Genomic DNA, 24,327 nt, shown 5'->3' with positions numbered 1-24,327 from the left:
GCATCGTTCCCTTCACTGAATCATGCTACCCGCACATTGCCACAGAGTAAGTTAAATAAGGATAGCGCTGATTTATCTCGCAATACAGGAAAAAGGCAAGCATTGTGAAGGAGATATCGAGGGTTTATCGCTATTGGGGAGATTTAACCTTCGCTTTGCTGTTAATCAGCCAAACGCCGAACAGGATCGACAGGGTTCCCAGCGTTTTCAGCCAAGTCGCCGACTCGTTGAACCAAGGCAGGATCACTGCGGCCAGATAGACCAACGCATAGCTGATGCTCAATAACGGGTAAGCGCGATTCAGTGGCAGGTAACGCAATGCAAAGAACCAGCACAGCATCGACAAGGCATAGCCGAAGATGCCACCACTGACCGCCAATAACGCCAGCCAGTGATAGCGCAATAACGCCAGCGTAATATCTGCAAATGATAATAGCGGGATCTGCGCCATGCCCCATTTCATCAGCAATTGTGCCAACGTCACCAGCAGGACACTGGCGGCCCCCCACGCGTAGCCTTTCATGGATTAAGACTCATCAGCAGTATTCCCAGCATGATTGAAAGCACGCCGCACCAGTGGCGCAGCGTGGTGGGTTCATTAAACAGCCAACGTGCTGCCAGCGTGACCAGCACAAAGTTGAGGCTGAGCATCGGGTAGGCTACGCTGAGCGGCAAGCGTTGCAGCACGTTGAGCCAGATGAGCATGCCCAGCCCCAGGAAGATTACCGCCAGTGCCAACCAACGCAGAGTGATGCTAAAGCGTCGATCAGCAGCCTGCTCCCAGGTTTGGGCAGCCTGCTTCTGACATAGCTGCCCTGCACAGGTAAACAGGCTGACCAGAATCACCAACCCATAGGCCATCATGGCTGCTGCTTGTACCACAGCAGTGCCAAGCGATGCATTTCGGTAACGCTATCTGGCGTTGGGAGATCCTGCGGTACATGTTCATCACGGGAAAGGTGTAACACCAGCGACACATCGCCCTGCTTGCGCGCCTGCTCGAGCCACTGCGGGAAATCTTCATCGCGGATGTAGTGACTGCGTGAGTCTTCATAATTCAGGCCGTAGGAAACCTCACCCCGCTGGCTGAACATCAGTATATCGCTACGCTTCAGTTCCCAGGCCAACCCTGCTGCTACACCTACGTTGTCGGCGAGAACATACTGGCTCTGACTCAGAACTGGCATATTGGCCCGTACAAAGTTCTGCGGCTGTTTGGAATCGACAACCTGCTGCGGAATGGCATAGCCAATCAGCAAGCAGAGCAGCAACGGACAGGCCGCGGCCCAAGCCCAACGCTGTGCATTATTGCGCGCAGAGATCACGGCAAACAGCAGCCAGCCAGCAAAAGCAACGAAGCCAAGAATAATCTTCGGCCACTCATCTGAAGTGAACAGACGTACGTTAGGCAACAAACCTAACCCCATCAGCGACAGTGCTACGATACCAATCAGGCCAAACAGGCCGTTTAGTACGGCATTAGCTTTGAATACCCGGGTACGCAATTGCGCCATGCAATCTTCCGCATAGGCCGCCATCAGCAAGGCCAACGGTGCCATACACGGCAGAATGTAGGTCGCCAACTTGCCCTTAGCGATGCTGAAAAAGATTAACGGCATCACCACCCAACTTAACAGGAAGAATAACTCAGGGCGCTGAACGCGCTCACGCCAGCCTTTGACCAGCGAACCGGGCAATAGCGCCAGCCATGGCAACACGGCGGCAATCAGGATCGGAATGTAATACCAGATCGGTGCTTTATGTTGGGCATTCTCTTCGGCAAAGCGCTGAATGTGCTCCACCCAGAAGAAATAGTTCCAGTAATCCGGTTCACGTTGGGCCACTGCCAGTGCCCACGGCAGGCTGAGCAACACCGCCACCACCACAGCAACCGGCCCGTAAATCAGCAGTTCTTTGATTTTGCGCTGCTGGATCACAATCGGAATCACCGCAATCACCGGCACCGCCAAGGCCAGGAATCCTTTGGTCATAAAGCCCATGCCACAGGCCAAACCGAGCAGCACATAGCCCCCGAGCTTGCCTTTGGTGGTGGTGGCTTTCAGCGTCAGGTAATAGCTGACCATCGCCGCTGTTAACCACAGCGAGATCATCGGATCGAGCACGCTATATGTTCCGACGCTAAAGACCAGGAACATCGACAGGAAGATCAACACCGCCAAACAGGCACGACGCGCGTTTTTCCACATCAGCCAGGCCAGTGTAAACACCAGCAGTGCAGCCATGCCGGTACTGAATACCGAAGCGAAGCGCACGGCAAAATTGTTATCACCAAATATCCACTGGCTAACGTTGTTAAACCAGTAACCTGCTACCGGTTTTTCAAAATAGCGCAGACCAAGCAGATTGGGGACCACCCAATCGCCCTTCGCCAGCATTTCACGGCTGATCTCGGCATAGCGGGTTTCGTCGGGTTGCCATAACAGGCGTCCATTGAGCGGAATCAGATAGACTAGGGCAAAAAAAATGGCCAATACAATGGCCCAGGTTCCTTTCAGCGCTTTCATGAAACGTCTTTTTCCTCTACTTCGGTTTGACAGCCTAACCAGCCTTCACGGCCAGGAAAGGGTGCTCGCGTGATGCGGCCCAGCGGCAACGATGCCGGATCCTGCGGCAACAAGGCACTCAGCGGGCAGAATTCAATGCCCTGCTGCTGCGCACGCTGCAACAGATCTTCAAACATGGCGGCCTGAGACATCCCTTCCACCTCGGTGTGAATGGTGTACACCGGCACGCCCCGATCGTTTTCGATTGCACGCAGAATGTAGTCATTGAAGTCGGCAATGCTGACTTCGCTGCCAATCACTTCATCAAAGGTGGGGAGTGTGACGGGAATTTGCACCGCTCCCGCCTGACCGTTGTTTAATAGCGGACGAAACGGGTGTGTGCCACGGCAATCGCTGTTGTACTGAAAATCAAAGCCCTGCTTCACCTCGACAACGCGTTGATCGGCACGCCAGCCAGCAACGGCCGAGAACTTGACCGGTTGCCCCGTGCTCGCCGTCAGTGCGTCAACGCCCAACTGCACTTGCCGCTTCAATTCCTGTTCCGACCAGCGCGCCACTCGAGCCTGCCAACCCTGATGATCCCAGGCATGCAGCCCCACTTCATGACCCGCCTCGGCGGTACGTTTCATCAACGGCCCTAACGCCCGGGAGATGTTACGCCCCGGCCAGGCAGTGCCCGCCAGCAAGATATCCCAGCCGTACAGCGAAGCCGCATTTGAGCGCAGCATTTTCATCAGGAATTGAGGACGAAGGAGGCGCCACAAGTGGCGCCCCATATTGTCCGGCCCAACGCTGAAGAAGAAACTGGCCTGAATGCCGTACTTATCGAACAGGTCCAGCAAACACGGCACCCCTTCACGGGTGCCGCTGAAGGTATCTACATCAACTCGCAGGCCGACCTTCTTCATGCACCATTACCTTCCTCTACCGTGGTACGCAGGAAGTAATCCAGCGTATCGGCAACGGTCTGTTGCATGGCGATGGTTGGCTGCCAATCCAGCAAACGGCGCGCATTTTTGATGCTTGGGGTACGGTGTTCAACGTCCTGATAGCCCTTGCCGTAGTAGCTGCTGCTTTCCACATCTTTGAAACCGGCAAACGGTGGGAAATTGCCACGCAACGGATGGTTGTTGAAACTTTCCAGCAGCATTTCCGCCAGTTCACGAATGCTCGCTTCGTTGGTCGGGTTACCGATGTTAACGATCTGACCGTCACACTGCCCGTTACGGTTTTCAATAATGCGATACAGTGCTTCGATGCCGTCATTGATATCGGTAAAGCAGCGCTTCTGCGCACCACCGTCAACCAGTTTGATCGGCGAACCTTCAACCAGGTTGAGGATCAGCTGGGTGATAGCACGGGAAGAACCAATGCGTGCCGCATCCAGGTTATCCAGGCGCGGCCCCATCCAGTTGAACGGACGGAACAACGTGAACTTCAGGCCTTCTTTCGCACCATAAGCCCAGATTACGCGGTCCAACAGCTGCTTGGACACAGAATAAATCCAACGCTGCTTGCTGATTGGCCCCACGATCAGGCGTGAACTGTCCTCATCAAACTCTTTATCATCACACATGCCGTAAACTTCAGAGGTGGATGGGAAGATGATGCGTTTGTTGTACTTCACACAGTCACGGACGATTTTCAGGTTTTCTTCGAAATCCAGTTCAAACACTTTCAGCGGATTACGGGTGTATTCGATCGGTGTAGCGATCGCCACCAGCGGCAATACCACATCACATTTCTTGATGTGATACTCGATCCACTCGGAATGAATGCTGATATCCCCTTCCACAAAGTGGAAGCGTGGGTTATCCAGGAACCGGCTGATCGCATCAGAACCAATATCCAGCCCATAGATGTCATAGCGATCTTCACGCAGCAAGCGCTCGGTCAGGTGGTTACCGATAAAGCCGTTAACCCCGAGGATTAACACACGAGTTCTGCGCTTCATGGCCGCACTCGGTTTCGGAGCCAGGCGCACATCGGTGACGATGCCCATCTCCAGCGCCAGGCGCGAACCCTGCACGTATAAACCGGATTCACTTTGACCCGCCACGATCTCCAACGCGCCATCACCACAGGCAATGGTCAGCGGTGAAGTGCTCAACACGGTACCCGGTTGTTTGTCATGCTGGGTGTCCAACACGCGTGAGCGCCATACGGTCAGTTTGCGCTGGCCGAGATAGCTGAAGGCACCTGGGTAAGGTTCTGTTACGGCACGCACCAGATTGTCGATCTCGCGGGCGGATTTATGCCACAAGATCTCGCCATCAGCGGCAGTACGGCGGCCAAAATAGCTGGCCTCCGCTTCATTTTGCGGGGTCAAGGTTGCTGTGCCGTTTTTCAGCTTTGGCAGTTGCTGTTTCAACAAACCCTGTGCGGCTTCCAATACTTTCTTATGCAACGTCAGCGCGGTATCGCTCGTCGTGATCGCCACTTTTTGCTGACCGACGATGTCGCCCGCATCTGGACGCTTGACCATCTTATGCAGCGTAACACCCGTTTCTGTTTCGCCATTCAGCAGCGCCCAGTTAACCGGCGCACGCCCGCGATAACGTGGCAACAGTGAACCATGCAGGTTAAAACCGCCCTTCGGGGCCAGCGCCAGCACTTCTTCGCTCAACATGTTGCGGTAGTAGAAAGAGAAAATAATGTCAGGCTGCAATTCGCGGATACGCTCAATCCACAGCGGGTGGTTCACGTCTTCCGGTGCATACACCGGTAAATCCAGCTCAGCCCCTTGACGGGCAACAGAAGAGAAGAAGTTGTTTTCACCAGGATCGTCGGTATGAGTAAACACCGCCTTCACGTCATAACCCGCTTCAGTCAGTGCTTGCAAGCCAGCACAGCCGATATCATGGTAAGCAAATACAATAGCTTTCATCGTTCTTCTTCCTGAGTATTTTGGGTCTGCTTATCGCCGACCACTTTCTGAACAAAATAACGAGGGCGGGCGCGGACATCATTGTAAATCCGGCCGATGTATTCCCCCAGCAACCCCATACCGACAAACTGTGCGCCAATGAAGGTGAAAAGCACCGCAAACAGAGTGAACACCCCACCTGCCGCCCATTCAGGCCCCAGAATCAAACGCAGGGCGATCAACAACACCGCCAGGACAAACCCGGATAACGCAATCACGCTGCCAACAACGCTGAGCAAGCGCAGTGGCGTTGTCGTCAGGCAAGTGATCAGGTCATACATCAGGTTGATCAGCTTCATCAGGCTGTATTTGGAATCACCGAACTCACGTTCGGCGTGGCGCACCTCAATTTCAGTGGTGCGACGGGCGAAAGTATTCGCCAGGATAGGGATAAAGGTACTGCGCTCATGGCAGTGCAACATCGCTTCGATAATATGACGACGATAAGCACGCAGCATGCAGCCGTAATCACCCATCGACTTACCGGTCGCGCGCTGGATCATCATATTGATCATGCGCGAAGCCGACTTGCGGAACCAGGAATCCTGACGGTTGGCACGTACGGTACCCACTACGTCATACCCCTCTTCCGCCACGCTAACCAAGCGGGGGATTTCTTCTGGCGGGTTTTGCAGGTCGGCATCTAGGGTGATCACCAGATCGCCACTGACCTGATTGAAGCCGGCCATGATGGCAGAGTGCTGGCCGTAGTTACGATTCAGCAATACCGCAATAATGCAACTGTCTGGCTGTTCAGCAGCAGTCGTCAGCATCTCTGCGGAATTATCGCTGCTACCATCATCAACCAGAATAATTTCATACGGTTGGGTTAATTGCTTACAGGCGGCAGTGGTACGTTCCAGCAATGCAGGTAAACTTTCCTGCTCGTTGAATACCGGGATGACCACCGAAACTTTCTTAATCGGTTCAGCGCGAGACACGAGATGACTCCACAACAGAAGATAAGGCATTGACCACGCGATCGACATCAGCTTCGGTCATGTCAGGGAATAGCGGTAAGGTGCATAAACGCGCCGAATTCCATTCGGTATTAGGCAACGAAAGCTGCGGATAACGCTCACGATAGAATTTTTGCGTGTGGGCGGCACGGAAATGCAGGCCAGTGCCCACACCCACCTCTTTCAAACGCTCCATCAGTTGGTCACGCCCAATGCCGCAGCGTTCTTCATCAACACGGACCATAAACAGGTGCCATGCGTGATCGTGCGGATAATCCGGCAGCCCCAACGGCTGGAATGGAGAGTCTTTCAGCGCCTTGAGGTAACGCTCTGCCAACACTTTGCGCCGCGCATTCAGTTCAGGCAGACGTGCCAGTTGCACTACGGCAATCGCGGCATGAATATCAGAAAGGTTATACTTGTAGCCTGGTTCAACCACTTCAGCCTGCGGCTTACGCCCTTGCAACTGACGATCGAAGGCGTCTACCCCCAGACCGTGGAATTTCAGACAACGCACGCGATCGGCCAATGCGTCATCATCGGTAGCAATTAAGCCACCCTCGGCGCAGGTCAGGTTTTTGATCGCGTGGAAAGAAAAGATCGCCGTACCGCGTGCACCGACCCACTCTCCATTAAAACGAGTTCCTACCGCATGAGCAGCATCTTCAATCAGAGGGATATCGTGGCGCTCGGCCACATCGCGCAGCGCATCCATCGGTAATGGCGCACCTGCATAGTGAACGGGGATAATCGCTTTGGTACGTGCTGTGATTGCGGCTTCCACATCGGCGGCGCAGACCATCAAGGTATCGCGGTCAACATCGATCATCACCGGCGTTGCGCCAAGCAATTCGATCATATTTAACGTGGAAACCCAGGTCTGCGAAGGCGTAATCACCTCATCACCTGGCCCAATACCCAGTGCCATTAAGGTGACATGCATGCCTGCGGTCGCAGAAGAGACGACAACAGCATGTTTGCATCCGAAGGTTTTACAAAACTCACTTTCCAACTGCTGATTCTGTGGCCCGGTGGTGATCCAGCCGGAACGCAGTACCTTTTCTACCGCCGCAATTTCTTCATCACCAATAGCCGGGCGTGAAAAAGGCAGGAATTGATCCATAGTTAGACCTCAAACGTCTCAGATTTCTTTAAACCACTGTAAAACTGTTTCATTTAACCAATGTTAAACGCCAGAGAGAATGATTCCCGGTGGGTAAACTGCCAATGTACGTCGGCAAGCTTAACTAAACCTTAAGCTGTAAATGACTGTCAGGAAGCTTTTCGAAAGACACTGCCCTTATCAAAAACAAAAATATCCAAATTAATCAAAATATTACTTTATTATCGTTTTCTATTGACCGCGTCTAGCGTAGCACGTCATTGACGTTTTTCAACGAAAGAATCTATTTTGGGGAAAAGAATCAGATAAAAGATTGATGATTTGCAAGCTACCTATCAAAAATCCAACTGCTTAAAATAACAGCAAAAAATCCAACTATGCCGTTTTTGTCATAATCCAACGCTGGTCGCCCAACGCCTGTAAGTGAAAATCAACATCATAAATACGTGATAACACCTCTGGCTCCATCACTTTATGTGTACTCCCTTGCGCTACCAGTCGCCCAGCATGTAATAACCAGACACTATCGGCCTGTTGCAGAGTATGGTTCAGATCGTGTGCACAGATCAGCGCAGTGCGGCCGCTGTGGCAAAACTCCCGTAACAGGCGATCAAGCGCCACTTTCTGCGCAACATCCAGGCTATTGGTGGGCTCATCAAGCAACAATAACTGGCTATGTGGGTTAACGGTGGGCCACACCTGCAACAGAACCGCAGCCAGACGCACCCGCTGCCATTCGCCACCGGATAACTGAGTCAGCATGCGTGATAGCTTGTCTGACAGTTTCAAACGCTCAGATAAATAAAGGATGGTGTTTTCTAACTCACGTTTATCCGAACCCACAGGTTGATGCAAAGCGAGGTATTGGAATACCGGCATCAGAGCAACAGGTGGCTGCTGCTGGCAGAGATAAGCGCGGCGCATCGCCAATTCATGACCTGGGTAATCATCCATTGCCCTGCCCGACAGCAGGACTTCACCTTGCCCAGGCAGGATCCCTGCCAACCTTGCCAGTAGCGTACTTTTCCCTGCACCGTTAGGGCCAATCAGGTGAACCTGCAACCCAGCGCTGATTTGCCCTGAACAAGGGGCAAAACGACCTTCTACTCCCACCTGGCTGAGTTGCAGCATGTTCTAATAGCCTCTTTACTTACTTCGCCAGCGCCAGCTTGACCGCTTGTATCACTGCCGGATCCTCCGGCGTCATATCGGGCGAGAAACGCTGGATCACCGTACCATCACGGCCAATCAAGAATTTCTCAAAGTTCCACAGGATATCGCCCGTTTGTTTTGGTGCGCGCCCCTTGCTGCTCATACGCTCTAAAAACTCACTGCCTTCAGGAGTGACAGCCTGTGGCTGTGCTGCAATCAATGCCTGATAAAGCGGATGACGATTCGTGCCATTCACCTCAATTTTGGCAAACATCGGGAATTTGACGCCAAAAGTCCCGCGACAGAAGGCCAGGATCTCTTCATTAGTGCCAGGTTCCTGCCCCAGAAACTCATTGGAAGGGAAACCCAACACGGCAAAATCTTGCTCCTGATAGGCTTCATAGAGTTTTTCCAGACCTTCATACTGCTTGGTCAGGCCACATTCCGAAGCAACGTTAACCACCAACAGCACTTTCCCTTGATACTCACCCAAGGTAGTCGACTGGTTTTCAATAGTTTGCAGCGGAACGGCATAAATTGGCTTACTCATTAGATTTCATCCTATTGTTTTATTTGCAGGTGAAGCAGAGAAAGTACCACCGGTTTATAGCGGTAGCTCATTTACCTTACGCTTTTTGACCGGGTCAGTAACCAGATAAATAGCGGTGCGCCCAGTGTGGCAGTCACTACGCCGATGGGGAGTTCTGCTGAGAGCAGCGTGATACGTGCAACCACATCAGCCACCAGCAATACTCCGGCCCCTGCCAACGCGCAACCGGGCAACAGGAAGCGCTGGTTGGTCAAGCCACTGAGCCGCAGTATATGAGGAATGACCAACCCCACGAAACCGATCACCCCTGCCAGTGCCACACTGGCACCCACCAACCAGCCGATCGCCAGCACCAACAGATTGCGCCACAGATGAAGAGAAAGCCCCAGTTGCCGGGCCTGAACTTCACCCAGCGCCATCAGATTTAGCGCTTTACCCTGCCCGCATAGCCACAGCAGCACCGGCAACAATATCAGCAGCAACCATTTTTGCCGCCAGTCGACCCCGCCGAAACCGCCCATCATCCAATACATCAGTTGACGCAGATCGAGGCTAGAACTGAAATAAACGGCCCATGTCATGATAGCGCTACAGACGATGCCCAACGCCACTCCCACCAATAACAGGCGTGCATTACTCATTCGGCGGCGGCGGGCAAAACTCAATAACAGGAAGGTCATCACCAGTGCGCCGAGGATCGCACTCAGGCTCATCAAGGCAACCGGCAATAATCCGTTGCCGAACAGCACCGTCAGAACCAGTGCCACGCCAGCCCCATTCGCCACACCAAGCAATCCAGGCTCTGCTAGCGGGTTTTCAAACAGCGCCTGCATCGCCGCTCCCGCAACTGCCAAGCTGGCCCCCACCAACATGACCGCCAGCGCTCGCGGCAGGCGCAGTTGCCAGACAAATAGCCGCGCAGACTCACTCAGCCACTGAGTGGGCCAGATCCAGACATCCCCGGCACTCAGGCTGAAGACAAAAGCCACCACAACGCCCAGCGTCAACAGTGACAAATGGCGTTTATCGCGTTGGCGCTGATTTTGCTGCAATAACGTGAACGTTTGGTGGGTAGGCATAGGCGCAACAATTCCTGCAGACCGTTGTCATGGCCTGATAATTAACATCTTGCAGCGAATATTAAGAGGTTAGCGCCGTGAGGGAAAGGGTTGTGTCGCAGATCGGCCAGGAAAACAGCGGTTAGCACTGCCGATCACCCAACAGGTGATAGCAATACTAACCGCCGGTGAATCAATCAGTGGCGCGGATCGTTGTTGTTCTGTGGATAAGGCCGACTGTGGGCATTATGGCTATCGTTGCGGTTATTGCCACGATCGCCATCATCGTGCGCATTACGATCATTGTTACGATCGCCATGGAACGGATTCCTGCCGCGCTCAGCATGGCCGCGAGGGTCCGCTGACTGCCAACGCCCGCCATCCCAATACATGCCGCGTTCATTTCGCTCCCCGACACTCTGCCCCTGATGCGCATGCCACCACTGTGGCGGACGCCAGTCATAGCCATCCCAGTAATAGCCGCGTTTGTCTTGATCGCCCAGGTGCAGTGAAACACCAGGTACATTGATATCAATAGAGACATTCGCCTGGGCTGCTGCCACCGGCAGCAGCAGAGGTAAACACACCAGCAACAGGATCTTTTTCATTGATAATCTCTCTTTATTGCAAAACTGAGAGGGTTATATCAGTGCAGTTATTTCACGCCTATCGCTTCAAAGCCTATTTTCAGATCGTTTTCGCGCCCTTTACACAATCCCTACACTGTCACCATCCCTATTTAATTAATACATACACTAACAGAGCTTAACGAATAATTGACGCACTGATTTCGCCATAACTATTTATAATCATCTGACACTCATCTGAGGGTATTATTATGATTAAACGCATTGGGATTTTATTAACCATAGCTTTGCTCACTACGGCTCTATCTGCCTGCTGTTTCGGCCCACGCGGTGGCCATGGCGGCGGTTCACACGGCGGTAGATCTGGTCATTACTATCATTAACCCAGGAGCTATGGCCCTGAGTGATTTGCAGCGTACTATTAAAATAAAGCGATATAGGAATGCTCTGCAAATATTATCAAACAGCCCTTATAGCAGCATAATATAATTTATAAGATTATTTAATGTTTCCGAATTAGTGAGAAATAGTAATGAAGAAATAAAAAAAAACCAGGTAACAATATATTCCCACATAATGTCACCGTTCAAATTATGATTCTGTATGACATAAGAAAAAGGCCGCGAACGCGGCCTTTTTGGTGTTACGCAACTTATTCTTTTGGGCTCGCGTTTTCCACCCGGCTTTTTAGTTTTTGCCCCGGACGGAAAGTGACCACGCGGCGCGCCGTAATCGGAATGTCCTCACCAGTTTTCGGGTTGCGTCCCGGACGTTGGTTCTTGTCACGCAAATCAAAATTACCAAAACCTGACAGTTTTACCTGCTCACCGTTCTCTAAAGCCCGACGGACCTCTTCAAAGAACAGCTCTACCAGATCTTTGGCGTCCCGTTTGCTAAGCCCAAGCTTCTCAAACAGGTGTTCTGACATTTCAGCTTTAGTAAGCGCCATAGGTTCAATCCCTCAAGGATGCTTGGAATCGCTGTTTTAGAGCCTCTACGCATCTTGCAACGGTAGCGGCGATCTCCTCTTCTTCCAGTGTACGAGCGGTATCCTGCAATACCAGACTGATAGCCAGGCTCTTGTAACCCTCTGCTACGCCCTTGCCACGGTACACATCAAACAAGTTTACGCCAACTACCTGATTTGCGCCAACTTTCTTACACTCTGCCAAAATATCTTCTGCGGCGACGTTTTCAGCCACGACAACCGCGATATCACGACGGTTTGCAGGGAAGCGAGAAATTTCACGCGCTTGAGGTACGGCGCGGGTTGCGACCTTATTCCACTCCAGTTCAAACACCACAGTACGACCGTTAAGATCCAGTTTACGCTCAAGTTCTGGGTGAACCACACCGATGAAACCTACGCGCTCACCGTGCAAATAAATCGCCGCACTTTGACCCGGGTGGAGAGCCGAATGGGCCTCTGCCTTGAACTGAATTTCAGATAACTTACCTGTCAGCTCAAGCACAGACTCCAGATCCCCTTTCAAATCATAGAAGTCCACCGGCTTTCTCGCCAGATCCCAGTGCTCTTCATGGGTATGCCCGGCAATGACGCCAGCCAGCATGACATCCTGACGGATCCCCAGATTCGCCGTAGTATCAGGCACAAAGCGCAGGCCGCTTTCGAACAGGCGCACACGCGTTTGCTGACGATTCTGGTTGTACACCACCGCAGACAGTAAACCCGTCCACAGCGACAGGCGCATAGCGGACATCTCTACCGAGATTGGGCTTGGCAGGATCAGCGCTTCTTCGCCCGGATGCAGCAGCGCCTGTACTTTCGGATCGACAAAACTGTAAGTAATTGCTTCCTGGAAGCCGTGATCGACCAGCATGGTTTTTACACGTTTCAGCGCCAGATCGGATTCATGATGCTTGGTCATCACCAGATCGGCACGCACAGGTACGTCTGGAATATTGTTGTAGCCGTATACACGAGCCACTTCTTCCACCAGATCTTCTTCGATCTCCATATCGAAACGCCAGCTTGGCGCAACCGCCAGCCAGTTGCTGCCCTGCTCAGTCACCTGGCAGCCCAGGCGGCGCAGAATATCGCTCACCTGCTCGGCGGGTACCACATGGCCAATCAGGCGATCCAGCTTTTCACGGCGTAATGTGATAGAGGCACGTTTCGGCAACGCGTTCTCATCGGTCACATCAATGATAGGCCCGGCTTGACCGCCACAGATGTCCATCAGCAAACGAGTTGCACGCTCCATAGCCTTATACTGCAATGCAGGATCCACACCACGCTCGTAACGGTGGGAGGCGTCGGTATGCAAACCATGACGACGCGCACGGCCAGTAATCGATAGCGGGCTGAAGAACGCACACTCCAACAGCACATCCTGGGTTTCATCGTTCACACCAGAGTGCTCACCACCAAAAATGCCGCCCATCGCCAACGCTTTGTGATGATCGGCAATCACTAAGGTATCTGCGCTTAATTTGGCTTCATTGCCATCCAACAGGCGCAGCGTTTCGCCTTCAGATGCCATACGCACCACGATCCCGCCTTCAATGCGGTTCAGATCGAACGCATGCATCGGCTGGCCTAGTTCCATCAACACATAGTTGGTGACGTCAACCACCGCATCGATAGAACGGATCCCGCCACGACGCAGTTTTTCACGCATCCACAATGGTGAAGGCGCCTTTACGTTGATCCCTTTCACCACACGCCCCAGATAGCGCGGGCACGCCTGCGGCGCGTCTACACGGATTGGCAGCGTATCGGTGATGGTAGCAGCAACCGGGCTCATATCTGGCTCGGTGAGCGGCAACTGGTTCAGCACGGCAACGTCACGCGCAACGCCAATGATGCCCAGACAATCTGCGCGGTTAGGGGTGACGCTGATTTCGATCGCGTTATCATCAAGCTTTAGATAGTCGCGAATATCGGTACCGATCGGCGCGTCTTCTGGCAACTCAATAATGCCGTTATGATCGTCAGAAATCGCCAGTTCGGAAAACGAACACAGCATACCTTCTGAAGGTTCGCCACGCAGCTTGGCGGCTTTGATTTTGAAATCACCCGGCAATACCGCGCCAACGGTAGCTACCGCTACTTTTAAACCAGCACGGCAGTTTGGCGCACCACAAACGATGTCCAGCAAGCGTTCGCCACCCACATTAACCTTGGTTACACGCAGTTTGTCGGCGTTAGGGTGCTGCCCGCATTCCACCACGTGGCCAACCACCACACCGTTGAAAGCACCGGCTACCGGCTCAACGCCGTCCACTTCCAGGCCAGCCATGGTGATTTGATCGGACAATGCTTCGCTGCTGATGGCCGGGTTTACCCACTCGCGCAACCAGAGTTCACTGAATTTCATGTGATATTCCCGCCTTACTTAAACTGTTTGAGGAAACGCAGATCGTTTTCGAAGAATGCGCGCAAATCGGTGACGCCGTAACGCAACATCGTCAAGCGCTCCATGCCCATGCCGAAGGCAAAGCCGGAGTAAACTTCCGGATCGATACCTACATTGCGCAGTACGTTCGGGTGCACCATGCCGCAACCCAACACTTCCAACCATTTACCGTTTTTACCCATCACATCAACTTCTGCGGAAGGCTCAGTAAACGGGAAGTAGGAAGGACGGAAACGAACCTGCAAGTCTTCTTCAAAGAAGTTGTTCAGGAAATCATGCAGCGTGCCCTTGAGATTGGTAAAGCTGATGTCTTTATCGACAATCAGCCCTTCCATCTGGTGGAACATCGGGGTGTGCGTTTGATCATAATCGTTACGATAGACACGGCCTGGCGCGATGATGCGGATCGGCGGTTGCTGGGTCTTCATGGTGCGGATCTGCACGCCAGAGGTCTGGGTACGCAGCAGACGCGTAGCGTCAAACCAGAAGGTATCGTGATCGGCACGCGCCGGGTGATGAGCTGGAATATTCAGCGCGTCAAAGTTGTGATAATCGTCCTCGATTTCTGGGCCGGTTTCGACAGAGAAACCCAGTTCGCCGAAGAAAGTTTCAATACGATCGATAGTGCGGGTCACCGGGTGCAGACCCCCATTCTCCAAACGACGACCTGGCAGCGAAACATCGATAGTCTCAACCGCCAAGCGTGCGTTCAGTACGGCAGACTCCAGCATGTTCTTGCGCGCATTCAGCGCATCCTGAACGTCCTGTTTTGCCTGATTGATCACCGCTCCGGCAGCCGGGCGCTCTTCCGCTGGCACTTCGCGCAGTGACTGCATCTGCAAGGTGAAATGACCTTTTTTGCCTAAATATTCGACGCGTACCAAATCTAACGCGGCAACATCCTGGGCATCTTCTACGGCTGCCTTGGCTTTGGCAACCAGCTCTGCGAGATGTGACATTGCTTTCCTCTTCCTCTGGCCGGTATGGCCCTAATTAATTGTTATCTATTATTCGAACACGCCTTTGGTTTATCTTCAAAGAATTTCAAGTCGTAGCTAGGCGGCCAACTCGCGAATCCTCAGGAGCTTACTCAAGTAAGTGACTGGGGTAAGCGAGTGCAGCCAACAACGCTACGGCTTGAAAGGCGAAGAAGATGGCCAAAAACAAAAAAGCCTCCACAGGGGAGGCTCAGGCGCTACTTTTCGTTTCTTTTCTTACGCCGATGCCCCCTGAAATCAGGCGCTAAAGTAAAAAAAGAAACGGAAAATAGCAGAGTGCATAGTTGCATTACCTTGTCGATTGATTGACGAACAGTGTGAGCGCTGAGGCCAATAAAAGTCAATATTTGTCTCTGAAAAATAACAATTAAAAGAGGGAGCAAGCTCCCCCTTTCGTCTTTCTTACGCCAGAGCTGCTTTCGCTTTTTCAACCAGTGCGCCAAAGGCCACTTTGTCGAATACTGCGATATCAGCCAGGATCTTACGATCAATTTCAATAGAGGCTTTTTTCAGGCCGTTAATGAACTTGCTGTAAGACAGGCCGTTCTGACGAGAAGCGGCGTTAATACGTGCAATCCACAGCTGACGGAACTGACGCTTACGTTGACGACGGTCACGGTAAGCATACTGACCTGCTTTGATTACTGCCTGGAAGGCAACACGATAGACGCGCGAACGGGCACCGTAGTAGCCTTTCGCCTGCTTCATAATTTTCTTGTGACGTGCGCGTGCAATTACACCACGTTTTACGCGAGCCATATGCTCTCTCCTAAAGTCTTATTCTTGATTCAAAAAATGTGGCTTATGCGTACGGCAGGCACGCAGTAACCAGGACCAGATCGTTCTTAGACACCATGCCTTTCGGACGCAGGTGACGTTTACGCTTGGTTGCTTTTTTGGTCAGAATATGACGCAGGTTAGCATGTTTACGCTTAAAACCACCGCTGCCGGTTTTTTTGAAGCGCTTGGCTGCACCACGTACAGTTTTAATTTTTGGCATGTTAATTAAATCCACTTCGCATTGTTAAACAACGAATCAGTGAGGCGAATAAAACCCACGCACGCTTGCACGGCGCGGGTTCGATTACTTGGAAGCCTTACTGTTTCTTCTTGGGTGCGAGCACCATAATCATCTGACGGCCTTCGATCTTCGTAGGGAAGGATTCGACCACGGCCAGATCAATATCTTCACACAGGTCTTTACGGACGCGGTTAAGCACTTCCATACCAATCTGCTGGTGCGCCATTTCACGCCCACGGAACCGCAGGGTGATTTTGGCTTTATCGCCATCTTCCAGAAAGCGAATCAGGTTGCGTAGTTTGACCTGATAGTCGCCATCATCGGTGCCAGGACGGAATTTGATTTCCTTGACCTGGATAACTTTTTGTTTCTTCTTCTGTTCTTTGGTCGACTTGCTCTTCTCGTAGAGGAATTTGCCGTAATCCATGATCCGGCAAACTGGCGGCTCGGCATTTGGGCTGATTTCTACTAAATCGACGCCCGCTTCCTCAGCTTTTTCAAGAGCTTCATTCAGACTGACAATACCAATCTGCTCGCCATCGACGCCGGTTAGGCGAACTTCTTGCGCGCGAATTTCTCTGTTAATGCGATTTGGACGCGCCGGTTGAACTCGTTTTCCGCCTTTAATACTTTATTCCTCCAATTGATGAAGACTACGGCTGCGAATCTCTTTCAGCAGCTTGTCTACGACGTCACCCACGTCCAGGCTCCCCAGGTCTTTGCCACGGCGGGTACGAACGGCAACTTTGCCCGATTCGACCTCTTTATCACCGCACACCAACATGTAAGGAACTCGACGTAGAGTATGTTCGCGAATTTTAAAGCCAATCTTCTCGTTTCTCAAGTCCGCTTTTGCCCTAATCCCTGCATCTTGCAGTTTTTTGGTCAATTGCTGGACGTAATCAGACTGGCTGTCGGTGATATTCATCACCACTACCTGCACTGGAGCAATCCAGGTTGGGTAGAAACCGGCATATTCTTCGGTAAGGATACCGATGAAGCGCTCCATGGAGCCAAGAATAGCACGGTGAATCATTACCGGTACCACGCGTTCGTTGTTTTCGCCGACATACGACGCGCCTAGACGGCCCGGTAAGAAGAAATCGAGTTGCACGGTACCACATTGCCATGCGCGATCCAAACAATCATGCAAGGTAAATTCAATTTTTGGACCGTAGAAGGCACCTTCACCCGGCTGATATTCAAACGGAATCCCGTTTTCAGTCAGTGCGGCGGCCAGATCGTCTTCAGCACGGGTCCACATATCGTCAGTACCAATGCGCTTCTCCGGACGGGTAGATAATTTCACCGCAATTTTTTCGAAGCCAAAGGTGCCGTACATATCGTAGACCATCTTGATGCAGTCGTTCACTTCAGCACGCACCTGATCTTCGGTACAGAAGATGTGGGCATCATCCTGGGTGAAACCACGGACACGCATCAGACCATGCAGCGAACCTGAAGGCTCGTTACGGTGGCAACTGCCGAACTCGCCCATGCGCAGCGGCAGGTCGCGGTAAGACTTCAGGCCCTGATTGAAGATCTGCACGTGGCCCGGGCAGTTCATCGGCTTGATACAATATTCACGATTTTCTGACGACGTAGTGAACATGGCGTCTTTGTAGTTTTCCCAGTGGCCGGTTTTTTCCCACAGCACACGGTCCATCATGAACGGCCCTTTCACTTCCTGATACTGGTACTCTTTGAGCTTCATGCGCACAAAGGCTTCCAGTTCGCGGAAGATGGTCCAACCGTCATTGTGCCAGAACACCATGCCCGGCGCTTCTTCCTGCATATGGTACAGGTCAAGCTGCTTGCCGATCTTACGGTGGTCACGCTTCGCCGCTTCTTCAAGACGTTGCAGATAAGCGTTCAGCTGTTTTTTGTCTGCCCAGGCAGTACCATAGATACGCTGCAGCATTTTGTTTTTGCTGTCGCCACGCCAGTAAGCACCCGACGTTTTCTGCAGTTTGAAATGATGGCAGAAACGCATATTCGGCACGTGCGGGCCGCGGCACATATCGATGTATTCTTCGTGGTGATACAGGCCAGGACGGTCGTCACGGCTGACGTTTTCATCCAGAATTGCCACTTTGTAGCTTTCGCCACGGGCAGCAAAGGTGTCGCGGGCTTCCTGCCAGCTCACTTTTTTCTTGATGACGTCATAATCTTTGTCGGCCAACTCATGCATCCGCTTCTCCAGCAGATCCAGATCTTCCTGCGTCAGGGTACGGTCGATGTCAACGTCATAGTAGAAACCATTGTCGATCACCGGGCCGATAGCCATTTTGGTGTCTGGCCACAGCTGTTTGATCGCATGGCCCAACAGGTGCGCGCACGAATGGCGCATGATTTCCAGGCCTTCGGCGTCTTTGATGGTGATGATGGCTAATTGCGCATCAGACTCGATCAGATCGCTGGCATCAACCAGTTCGCCATTGACACGGCCAGCAATACAGGCTTTGGCAAGGCCAGGGCCGATATCACGGGCAACATCCATCGGGGAAACGGCATGATCATATTGACGCTGACTTCCGTCAGGAAGAGTAATAACAGGCATTAATAATTCCTTATCTACAGTGGTGACCCACACGACAGATCACATGCAGTACAGATATTTTGATGAGTATTGAGTAAGTTATGCAGCATATCTCGCCCACCATTGCCAGATTGATACACAACTTGATACGCCCATAAAACGCGTACCTTCAGCGGCTTTTTACAGCCCTGCGGATAGTAACATTAAATTTGTAGCGGATAAATAAAGTGCAATCGCACCAGCATCAACAAGTTATTGCTGCAAGTGATGGGTGTGCCAAACGATGGATAAAACACCGTGAATATCACAGTGCTTGACTTTTAAGCACAATCCCGCCAAATTAATCCGGGTAAAATAATAATGCCCGGGTATAAATACAATGAATACGATTAACTCTGCAAAATGCACCGCATTTTTACGTCACCAACGTGTCGCCACAGGCTCCTACTCTGAGGTTGCAAAGGTGCTGACGTCGCTCGATCTTTCAGCCGGTGGGCTGTTGGTATTTGATGATGCCACAGGATCACAGGTGGACTATCCCTGGCCTGAGGGCTATGTCTGGCCGCAGCCTGGGGAAAATGTCTCCATACATGAGGCTGAACCCGCCACTCAGCCTTCCGTCGGGCGGCCAAAACTCGGTGTGGTGGCACGTGAAGTGACGCTGCTACCCCGCCATTGGGAATGGTTAGCACAACAGCGTGGCGGTGCTTCTGCCGCATTGCGCCGTTTGGTTGACGAAGCTCGGCACAATACGGCGGAGCAGGACCATGAACGCCAAGCAAAAGAGAAAGGCTACCGATTTATGACCGCCATCGCCGGTTGCTTACCTGGCTATGAAGAAGCGGTGCGAGCGCTGTTTAGCCATGACGGTAAGGTTTTTGCCGAGCGAATTACCCATTGGCCAGCCGATATCCAGGCGCATCTGGCCTGGATAACCCGCGATGCTTTCACCTCGTGATATCACACACACTTAGGCACGACTGGTGCTATTACCCCCTTTAAGTGCAGGAAAACGTTAAATGCCAACCCGTTCGCAACAAGGGCAGAAGCCGCTCTGGCGCATCTACCTGATCTTTTTGGTACCCATGGTACTGTCTAATTTCCTGCAAGGATTTTCCGGCACTCTTAACGGTATTTATATCGGCCAAATGCTTGGCACTCATGCTTTGGCAGCGATTGCCGGTATGTTTCCCGTGGTTTTCTTCTTTATCTCACTGGTGATTGGCGTAGGTGCCGGGGCATCGGTGTTGATTGGGCAGGCATGGGGAGCGAATGAACCGGAAAAGGTGAAAACCATCGCCGGAACAGCGCTAATGCTGGGCGTCATCATTGGCTTGCTGGCCGCCGTATTTGGTTCTCTGTTTGCTCGTCAGGCGTTGCAGGCTCTGGGAACCCCGCCGGATGTGCTGGAAGAAGCGGTTTCTTACGCCCGTATTATGATGCTGATTATGCCGCTGTTGCTGGTGTTTATTCTGTTTACCCAGTTGCTACGCGGCGTCAGTGACACGGTTTCTCCACTGTTGGCACTGCTGCTATCGACCTGCGTGGGTTTGCTGCTGACCCCGGCGCTCATCCGTGGCTGGTTAGGGTTTGCTCCGATGGGCATTCAGAGCGCAGCACTGGCGGGTATGGTAGGGAACGCTCTGGCCATGATCTATCTGGCGGTACGCCTTCGCCGTAAACAACACGTGCTGGCTCCCGATCGTGCCATGTTGGCCGCGTTGAAACTGAACCCGGTTGTGCTGCGCAAAGTATTGCGCATTGGCTTACCGACCGGTTTGCAGATGGTGGTGATTTCAATTTCTGAGTTGGCCATTCTGACGCTGGTTAATCGCCACGGTTCGGATGCCACTGCCGCCTACGGTGCCGTCACGCAGATCGTCAATTACGTGCAGTTCCCGGCGCTGTCGATTGCCATTACGGCTTCCATCCTCGGAGCCCAAGCGATCGGCGGCGGGCATATGGAACGGATTAGCCCCATTCTGCGTACCGGATTATTTATCAATTTCTGGTTAACTGGCACGCTGATCGTGTTGGGTTATCTACTTTCGCATTGGCTACTGGGTCTGTTCCTCACTAGCCCTAGCGTCTTGGCACAGGCAGAACATCTGTTACATATCATGCTGTGGAGCATGCTGGTGTTTGGTTTCCAGGCCATCGTCGGTGGTATCATGCGCGCCAGCGGCGTAGTGTTGGTGCCGGTATCCATTTCGATTCTGTGTATTCTGGTCGTACAATTACCCGCAGCTTACCTACTCAGTGCCTATTTTGGCTTGGAGGGCGTATGGATGGCGTTCCCGATAGCCTATTTGACAATGCTGGCATTGCAGACCACTTTCTACAGGCTGGTTTGGCGGCACAAAAAAATCGAACGTTTAGTATAACGTCGTTGAGATGAAGCGCCGCACCAGGCGCTTTGCTGACATCCACGTCCACAATTTTTGGGGTTTGTTTTTATGTTGACCATTTTGCAGTTGTTTCAAGCCATCGGGCTGGGACTGGTGTTACTGCTGCCACTGGCTAATCCGCTAACCACAATAGCGTTGCTGCTTGGCCTGTCGGGCAATATGACGAGTGAAGAACGTAACCAGCAGTCGCTGATGGCTTCGGTGTACGTGTTCTTTATCATGACTGTAGCGTTCTATGCCGGTCAACTGGTCATGAAAACCTTTGGTATCTCCATTCCCGGCCTGCGCATCGCCGGTGGGTTGATCGTCGCTTTTATCGGTTTCCGTATGCTGTTTCCACAGCAAACTCCAGGCGAAACGCTGGAAGTGGAAACCAAGAGCAAAGAGCTGCGCAAAAAAACCTCTGCCAATATCGCCTTTGTGCCATTAGCAATGCCGAGCACCGCCGGGCCGGGTACGATTGCGATGATCATCAGCTCGGCATCGAGCATCAAAGAAAACACGCTGGGATTTGCTCATTGGGTGCTATTGGTGGCACCCGTGCTCACCTTCCTGGCGGTTTCGGTGATTTTATGGGCCTGCCTACGCAGTTCGACCAGCATTATGCGCCTGGTTGGCAAAAGTGGCATTGAAGCCATCTCCCGCCTGATGGGTTTCCTGCTGGTCTGTATGGGCGTTCAATTTATTATCAACGGTGTGTTGGAAATTATCTCCACTTACACACCGAACGCCCTCTAAAAGTCTTACTTTGGCAGGGGATCATGCGCTAGCGGCTGCAACAAATCGGCGTATTTCTGCGATATGTTGCAAGCCGTAAGCGCATTGCCCAACTTCGATTTTCGGTTTGTTGCGCCCATGGAAGTCACTACCACAGGTCACAAATACCGAACGCTCAACGGCGAAGTCATATAGCTGGCTGGCCAACTCTGGCGAATGGTAGCTGGAGAATACCTCAATACCCATCACGCCCGCTTTCAGCATGTCATCAATCACCAGAGTGTGGTCCTGCTTAACGTTGGCACCAATATGTGCCACGACCGGTATCCCGCCATTATGGCGAATCACGTCGACCATTTCGCTCATTGCCGGGTAAGTGACCGGCATATAGCAGACTTTCCCAGGGCCAAAGAAATCCCAGTAAAAGTTGATCAATGGCATATCCGCCCTGGCACCACCAGCACGATAAGGCAGCAACAACGGATGGCCATCATTGCGTTCATCCTCCAGGATCACCTCTCCCATCTGCTCTTCCTGCGGAATAGCCCCGCCACACACCTGCTCTAACCGCTGTTCATCAAGGTAGAACTTCAGCTCGCGCAGCTTTTCGAACTTTTTCGGTGTCAGTTCACGCTGGATCGCACTGAAATTCTGGTGGATCGCCGCAAAGTCTTCACTGGGGGTAAAACCATAACCCAACAGATGATAGTTACGCCCGGCAAAGGTACAGTCGATTTCAATGCCGGATAACACATTCAGGCTGGATGACGCCAAGGCCTTGGCTTGCTCTACCGAGTTAGCGTTGTTGTGATCGGTGACTGCTAACGTGCTGATGCCCTGCTGCTGGCAGCGAGCGATCAGCACCTCAACCGGGAAATCTGCATCATCGCTGTAATTGGAGTGCATGTGCAGGTCAATCTTTTCCATTATTCCCCCTCAATTCCTGCTATCTAATATGCATCATTGATTTTGCTGATTTTATCAGCAGTCCATTTGGACTTTTGATCAAAGCACACTATGTTTAGCACAGCACTGGCCTGATAAATTTAAGATTCATTGTATTACGAGAGTGACAAACCCGTCGGTGAAGTACCTCCCGTTAGCCATGCAACATCATCCGCAAAGCCTACCTGCGGTTCCGCGCAGTGATTATATTGAGGGAACATCAATGCTAAAAACATTTCACGCTTTCATTTACCTGTTGCTGGTTTGCTGGCTGGCTCCTGCCACGGCAGAAACCAACAATAACCCTCAAGTTCAGATAAGCGACAGCGTTTCTTATCAGTTGATCGACCACTGGAGCAGTGAGCGATTGAACCAGATCCTCAATGTCGACACGCCAAAATTTGCTGGGGTAAATGTTAAATATACCCCAGCCCGCAACGCGGTAAACCTGTATCGCGTCACCTATCACTCGGTGATACCGGAGTTCGGCAACCGGCCAACGGTCGCATCAGGGTTGCTTGCCATCCCAGAAACCGCTGGCAAGTCCTTCCCACTACTCTCCTATCAGCACGGTACGGTCTACGGGAAATATCAGGTTCCTTCATTCCCTGAACAGTCACCGGAAACCCAATTGATGATCGCGCAATTTGCCGGGCAAGGTTACCTGGTGATCGGTGCCGACTATTTTGGCTTGGGTAACTCTACCGAGCCTGAAGGCTATATGGTAAAAGGCAGCCACCAGCAGGCCACCTATGACATGCTGATTGCCGCCCAAAGCGTGCTCAAACACATGGGGCTGAGCAACGATCGTCTGTTTCTTTCCGGCTGGTCACAGGGCGGTTTTGTGACCATGGTTATGCTTGAGAAGCTGGAAAGCGTCGGCATCAAACCGCAAGGCACCACCACCGCCAGCGCGCCCGTGGACGTGTTTGCTCTAATGAACGGTTTTCTGGTTTTCCCGCGTAAGTTTGACGCCAGTTGGCTGAATAGCATTATGATCCTGTCAGCTTTCGCTTACGAAAATTACTACGGAGTACCCGGTCTGGCTCGCGCATTGCTCAACGACGAGTATTACGACATTGCCAAGAAAGCCTATGAGCGCCAACCGTTCAACCCAGAAGATATTCCTACCGATCTGCACAAACTGATTCGGCCGGAATATTTTAACCCGCAATATTTCGCCAACTCAGCCTATGGCAAGCTGATTGCCGCAGCTCAAGCCTATCGCTGGGTTATCCAATCTCCGGTGCGTAACTATTACGGTGAAACAGACGAGGCCATCACGGTTGGCGTTGGCCGCATGGCGATGACCTATGCACAATCGATGGGTTCAGGTAACACGATGGTGGAGGCGATTTCCACGGGTGACACTACTCACCGAGGTACCTTCGCGACGGCGGTGCCGCAGTGGAAGTTATGGTTCGATACCAAATAAACAC

24 protein-coding genes and 1 other annotated feature are annotated in these 24,327 nt (G+C 52.2%); of the genes, 4 read left to right on the top strand and 20 right to left on the bottom strand.

Going from position 1 to position 24,327, the window contains the following annotated elements; genetic code table 11:
* Positions 1-130: 130 nt before the first annotated feature.
* The 19 genes from arnF to thrS all read right to left on the bottom strand — a co-directional run bounded on the left by arnF (position 131) and on the right by thrS (position 18,839).
* The gene (gene arnF / locus AC2A1E_RS18315) at positions 131-523 is read right to left on the bottom strand and encodes a 4-amino-4-deoxy-L-arabinose-phosphoundecaprenol flippase subunit ArnF (protein ID WP_484384935.1); all 393 of its coding nucleotides are present in this window, start codon (positions 521-523) and stop codon (positions 131-133) included.
* Positions 520-864, bottom strand: a complete 345-nt coding sequence (arnE, locus tag AC2A1E_RS18310; RefSeq protein ID WP_484384973.1) for a 4-amino-4-deoxy-L-arabinose-phosphoundecaprenol flippase subunit ArnE — start codon at positions 862-864, stop codon at positions 520-522. The genes arnF and arnE overlap by 4 nt, the downstream gene beginning before the upstream one ends.
* Entirely contained in the window at positions 861-2,525 is a 1,665-nt protein-coding gene (gene arnT, locus AC2A1E_RS18305) for a lipid IV(A) 4-amino-4-deoxy-L-arabinosyltransferase (protein ID WP_484384934.1), read from the bottom strand. The genes arnE and arnT overlap by 4 nt, the downstream gene beginning before the upstream one ends.
* Positions 2,522-3,433: a 4-deoxy-4-formamido-L-arabinose-phosphoundecaprenol deformylase gene (gene arnD / locus AC2A1E_RS18300; RefSeq protein ID WP_484384933.1), complete on the bottom strand. Its 912-nt coding sequence runs from the start codon at positions 3,431-3,433 to the stop codon at positions 2,522-2,524. The genes arnT and arnD overlap by 4 nt, the downstream gene beginning before the upstream one ends.
* Positions 3,430-5,412: a bifunctional UDP-4-amino-4-deoxy-L-arabinose formyltransferase/UDP-glucuronic acid oxidase ArnA gene (arnA, locus tag AC2A1E_RS18295; RefSeq protein ID WP_484384932.1), complete on the bottom strand. Its 1,983-nt coding sequence runs from the start codon at positions 5,410-5,412 to the stop codon at positions 3,430-3,432. Before arnA ends, arnD begins: the two co-directional genes overlap by 4 nt.
* A complete protein-coding gene (arnC, locus tag AC2A1E_RS18290) occupies positions 5,409-6,392 on the bottom strand; it encodes an undecaprenyl-phosphate 4-deoxy-4-formamido-L-arabinose transferase (RefSeq protein ID WP_484384931.1) in 984 nt (327 codons plus the stop codon). Before arnC ends, arnA begins: the two co-directional genes overlap by 4 nt.
* Positions 6,379-7,533: a UDP-4-amino-4-deoxy-L-arabinose aminotransferase gene (gene arnB, locus AC2A1E_RS18285; RefSeq protein ID WP_484384930.1), complete on the bottom strand. Its 1,155-nt coding sequence runs from the start codon at positions 7,531-7,533 to the stop codon at positions 6,379-6,381. Before arnB ends, arnC begins: the two co-directional genes overlap by 14 nt.
* A 375-nt stretch (positions 7,534-7,908) precedes the next feature.
* Positions 7,909-8,664 carry a vitamin B12 ABC transporter ATP-binding protein BtuD gene (btuD, locus tag AC2A1E_RS18280; RefSeq protein ID WP_484384929.1) on the bottom strand — a complete coding sequence of 252 codons (756 nt, stop codon included), beginning with the start codon at positions 8,662-8,664 and terminating at the stop codon, positions 7,909-7,911.
* Positions 8,665-8,683: 19 nt separating this feature from the next.
* The gene (locus tag AC2A1E_RS18275; RefSeq protein ID WP_484384928.1) at positions 8,684-9,235 is read right to left on the bottom strand and encodes a glutathione peroxidase; all 552 of its coding nucleotides are present in this window, start codon (positions 9,233-9,235) and stop codon (positions 8,684-8,686) included.
* Between the two features lie 71 nt (positions 9,236-9,306).
* Complete coding sequence (btuC, locus tag AC2A1E_RS18270; protein WP_484384927.1) at positions 9,307-10,314, bottom strand: vitamin B12 ABC transporter permease BtuC; 1,008 nt, start codon at positions 10,312-10,314, stop codon at positions 9,307-9,309.
* Between the two features lie 176 nt (positions 10,315-10,490).
* A complete protein-coding gene (locus AC2A1E_RS18265) occupies positions 10,491-10,901 on the bottom strand; it encodes a DUF2502 domain-containing protein (RefSeq protein ID WP_484384926.1) in 411 nt (136 codons plus the stop codon).
* A 631-nt stretch (positions 10,902-11,532) separates the two neighbouring features.
* On the bottom strand, positions 11,533-11,829 hold the full coding sequence (gene ihfA / locus AC2A1E_RS18260) for an integration host factor subunit alpha (RefSeq protein WP_004943604.1): 297 nt from the start codon (positions 11,827-11,829) through the stop codon (positions 11,533-11,535).
* A 4-nt stretch (positions 11,830-11,833) separates the two neighbouring features.
* Entirely contained in the window at positions 11,834-14,221 is a 2,388-nt protein-coding gene (pheT, locus tag AC2A1E_RS18255; protein WP_484384925.1) for a phenylalanine--tRNA ligase subunit beta, read from the bottom strand.
* Between the two features lie 14 nt (positions 14,222-14,235).
* Positions 14,236-15,219: a phenylalanine--tRNA ligase subunit alpha gene (gene pheS / locus AC2A1E_RS18250; RefSeq protein ID WP_459398649.1), complete on the bottom strand. Its 984-nt coding sequence runs from the start codon at positions 15,217-15,219 to the stop codon at positions 14,236-14,238.
* Positions 15,220-15,422: 203 nt separating this feature from the next.
* Positions 15,423-15,546 (bottom strand) — a sequence feature (Phe leader region).
* The gene (gene pheM / locus AC2A1E_RS18245) at positions 15,496-15,540 is read right to left on the bottom strand and encodes a pheST operon leader peptide PheM (RefSeq protein ID WP_459402801.1); all 45 of its coding nucleotides are present in this window, start codon (positions 15,538-15,540) and stop codon (positions 15,496-15,498) included. (Overlaps the previous feature by 45 nt.)
* A 114-nt stretch (positions 15,547-15,660) precedes the next feature.
* Complete coding sequence (gene rplT / locus AC2A1E_RS18240) at positions 15,661-16,017, bottom strand: 50S ribosomal protein L20 (protein WP_484384924.1); 357 nt, start codon at positions 16,015-16,017, stop codon at positions 15,661-15,663.
* 43 nt (positions 16,018-16,060) lie between these two features.
* Positions 16,061-16,258 carry a 50S ribosomal protein L35 gene (gene rpmI / locus AC2A1E_RS18235; protein ID WP_004931418.1) on the bottom strand — a complete coding sequence of 66 codons (198 nt, stop codon included), beginning with the start codon at positions 16,256-16,258 and terminating at the stop codon, positions 16,061-16,063.
* A gap of 97 nt (positions 16,259-16,355) precedes the next feature.
* The gene (infC, locus tag AC2A1E_RS18230; protein WP_071882841.1) at positions 16,356-16,907 is read right to left on the bottom strand and encodes a translation initiation factor IF-3; all 552 of its coding nucleotides are present in this window, start codon (positions 16,905-16,907) and stop codon (positions 16,356-16,358) included.
* Between the two features lie 3 nt (positions 16,908-16,910).
* Positions 16,911-18,839 (bottom strand): threonine--tRNA ligase, encoded by a 1,929-nt coding sequence (gene thrS, locus AC2A1E_RS18225; RefSeq protein WP_484384923.1) that lies wholly within the window; start codon positions 18,837-18,839, stop codon positions 16,911-16,913.
* A 358-nt stretch (positions 18,840-19,197) separates the two neighbouring features.
* Here thrS and AC2A1E_RS18220 point away from each other — a divergent pair, with 358 nt between their 5' ends.
* From AC2A1E_RS18220 to AC2A1E_RS18210, 3 genes are all read left to right on the top strand, one after another.
* Positions 19,198-19,776: a DUF2239 family protein gene (locus AC2A1E_RS18220; protein WP_484384922.1), complete on the top strand. Its 579-nt coding sequence runs from the start codon at positions 19,198-19,200 to the stop codon at positions 19,774-19,776.
* A 61-nt stretch (positions 19,777-19,837) separates the two neighbouring features.
* Positions 19,838-21,202 carry an MATE family efflux transporter gene (locus AC2A1E_RS18215; protein WP_484384921.1) on the top strand — a complete coding sequence of 455 codons (1,365 nt, stop codon included), beginning with the start codon at positions 19,838-19,840 and terminating at the stop codon, positions 21,200-21,202.
* A 72-nt stretch (positions 21,203-21,274) separates the two neighbouring features.
* Positions 21,275-21,964, top strand: a complete 690-nt coding sequence (locus tag AC2A1E_RS18210) for a MarC family NAAT transporter (RefSeq protein WP_484384920.1) — start codon at positions 21,275-21,277, stop codon at positions 21,962-21,964.
* Positions 21,965-21,985: 21 nt separating this feature from the next.
* On the opposite strand, the gene AC2A1E_RS18205 is transcribed toward AC2A1E_RS18210, so the two are convergent.
* A complete protein-coding gene (locus AC2A1E_RS18205) occupies positions 21,986-22,870 on the bottom strand; it encodes a PHP domain-containing protein (RefSeq protein ID WP_484384919.1) in 885 nt (294 codons plus the stop codon).
* Positions 22,871-23,111: 241 nt separating this feature from the next.
* On the opposite strand from AC2A1E_RS18205, the gene AC2A1E_RS18200 reads away from it, so the two are divergent.
* Positions 23,112-24,323 carry an alpha/beta hydrolase family protein gene (locus AC2A1E_RS18200; protein ID WP_484384918.1) on the top strand — a complete coding sequence of 404 codons (1,212 nt, stop codon included), beginning with the start codon at positions 23,112-23,114 and terminating at the stop codon, positions 24,321-24,323.
* Positions 24,324-24,327: the final 4 nt, after the last annotated feature.

It is taken from the genome of Serratia sp. HNCC26DJ206, assembly GCF_057180605.1.
The sequence above is the reverse complement of the archived record's forward strand: the minus strand, read 5'-3'. Positions and strand labels throughout refer to the sequence as shown.

Excerpts from the sequence above, each read along its gene's own strand:
- btuC (WP_484384927.1), bottom strand. The coding sequence starts at position 10,314 with ATGCCTACCCACCAAACGTTCACGTTATTGCAGCAAAATCAGCGCCAA.
- AC2A1E_RS18215 (WP_484384921.1), top strand. The coding sequence starts at position 19,838 with ATGCCAACCCGTTCGCAACAAGGGCAGAAGCCGCTCTGGCGCATCTAC.
- rplT (WP_484384924.1), bottom strand. The coding sequence starts at position 16,017 with ATGGCTCGCGTAAAACGTGGTGTAATTGCACGCGCACGTCACAAGAAA.
- pheT (WP_484384925.1), bottom strand. The coding sequence starts at position 14,221 with ATGAAATTCAGTGAACTCTGGTTGCGCGAGTGGGTAAACCCGGCCATC.
- pheS (WP_459398649.1), bottom strand. The coding sequence starts at position 15,219 with ATGTCACATCTCGCAGAGCTGGTTGCCAAAGCCAAGGCAGCCGTAGAA.
- btuD (WP_484384929.1), bottom strand. The coding sequence starts at position 8,664 with ATGCTGCAACTCAGCCAGGTGGGAGTAGAAGGTCGTTTTGCCCCTTGT.
- AC2A1E_RS18275 (WP_484384928.1), bottom strand. The coding sequence starts at position 9,235 with ATGAGTAAGCCAATTTATGCCGTTCCGCTGCAAACTATTGAAAACCAG.
- AC2A1E_RS18205 (WP_484384919.1), bottom strand. The coding sequence starts at position 22,870 with ATGGAAAAGATTGACCTGCACATGCACTCCAATTACAGCGATGATGCA.
- arnD (WP_484384933.1), bottom strand. The coding sequence starts at position 3,433 with ATGAAGAAGGTCGGCCTGCGAGTTGATGTAGATACCTTCAGCGGCACC.
- arnA (WP_484384932.1), bottom strand. The coding sequence starts at position 5,412 with ATGAAAGCTATTGTATTTGCTTACCATGATATCGGCTGTGCTGGCTTG.
- arnF (WP_484384935.1), bottom strand. The coding sequence starts at position 523 with ATGAAAGGCTACGCGTGGGGGGCCGCCAGTGTCCTGCTGGTGACGTTG.
- ihfA (WP_004943604.1), bottom strand. The coding sequence starts at position 11,829 with ATGGCGCTTACTAAAGCTGAAATGTCAGAACACCTGTTTGAGAAGCTT.
- rpmI (WP_004931418.1), bottom strand. The coding sequence starts at position 16,258 with ATGCCAAAAATTAAAACTGTACGTGGTGCAGCCAAGCGCTTCAAAAAA.
- arnE (WP_484384973.1), bottom strand. The coding sequence starts at position 864 with ATGATGGCCTATGGGTTGGTGATTCTGGTCAGCCTGTTTACCTGTGCA.
- AC2A1E_RS18210 (WP_484384920.1), top strand. The coding sequence starts at position 21,275 with ATGTTGACCATTTTGCAGTTGTTTCAAGCCATCGGGCTGGGACTGGTG.
- thrS (WP_484384923.1), bottom strand. The coding sequence starts at position 18,839 with ATGCCTGTTATTACTCTTCCTGACGGAAGTCAGCGTCAATATGATCAT.
- arnT (WP_484384934.1), bottom strand. The coding sequence starts at position 2,525 with ATGAAAGCGCTGAAAGGAACCTGGGCCATTGTATTGGCCATTTTTTTT.
- AC2A1E_RS18220 (WP_484384922.1), top strand. The coding sequence starts at position 19,198 with ATGAATACGATTAACTCTGCAAAATGCACCGCATTTTTACGTCACCAA.
- arnB (WP_484384930.1), bottom strand. The coding sequence starts at position 7,533 with ATGGATCAATTCCTGCCTTTTTCACGCCCGGCTATTGGTGATGAAGAA.
- AC2A1E_RS18265 (WP_484384926.1), bottom strand. The coding sequence starts at position 10,901 with ATGAAAAAGATCCTGTTGCTGGTGTGTTTACCTCTGCTGCTGCCGGTG.
- AC2A1E_RS18200 (WP_484384918.1), top strand. The coding sequence starts at position 23,112 with ATGCTAAAAACATTTCACGCTTTCATTTACCTGTTGCTGGTTTGCTGG.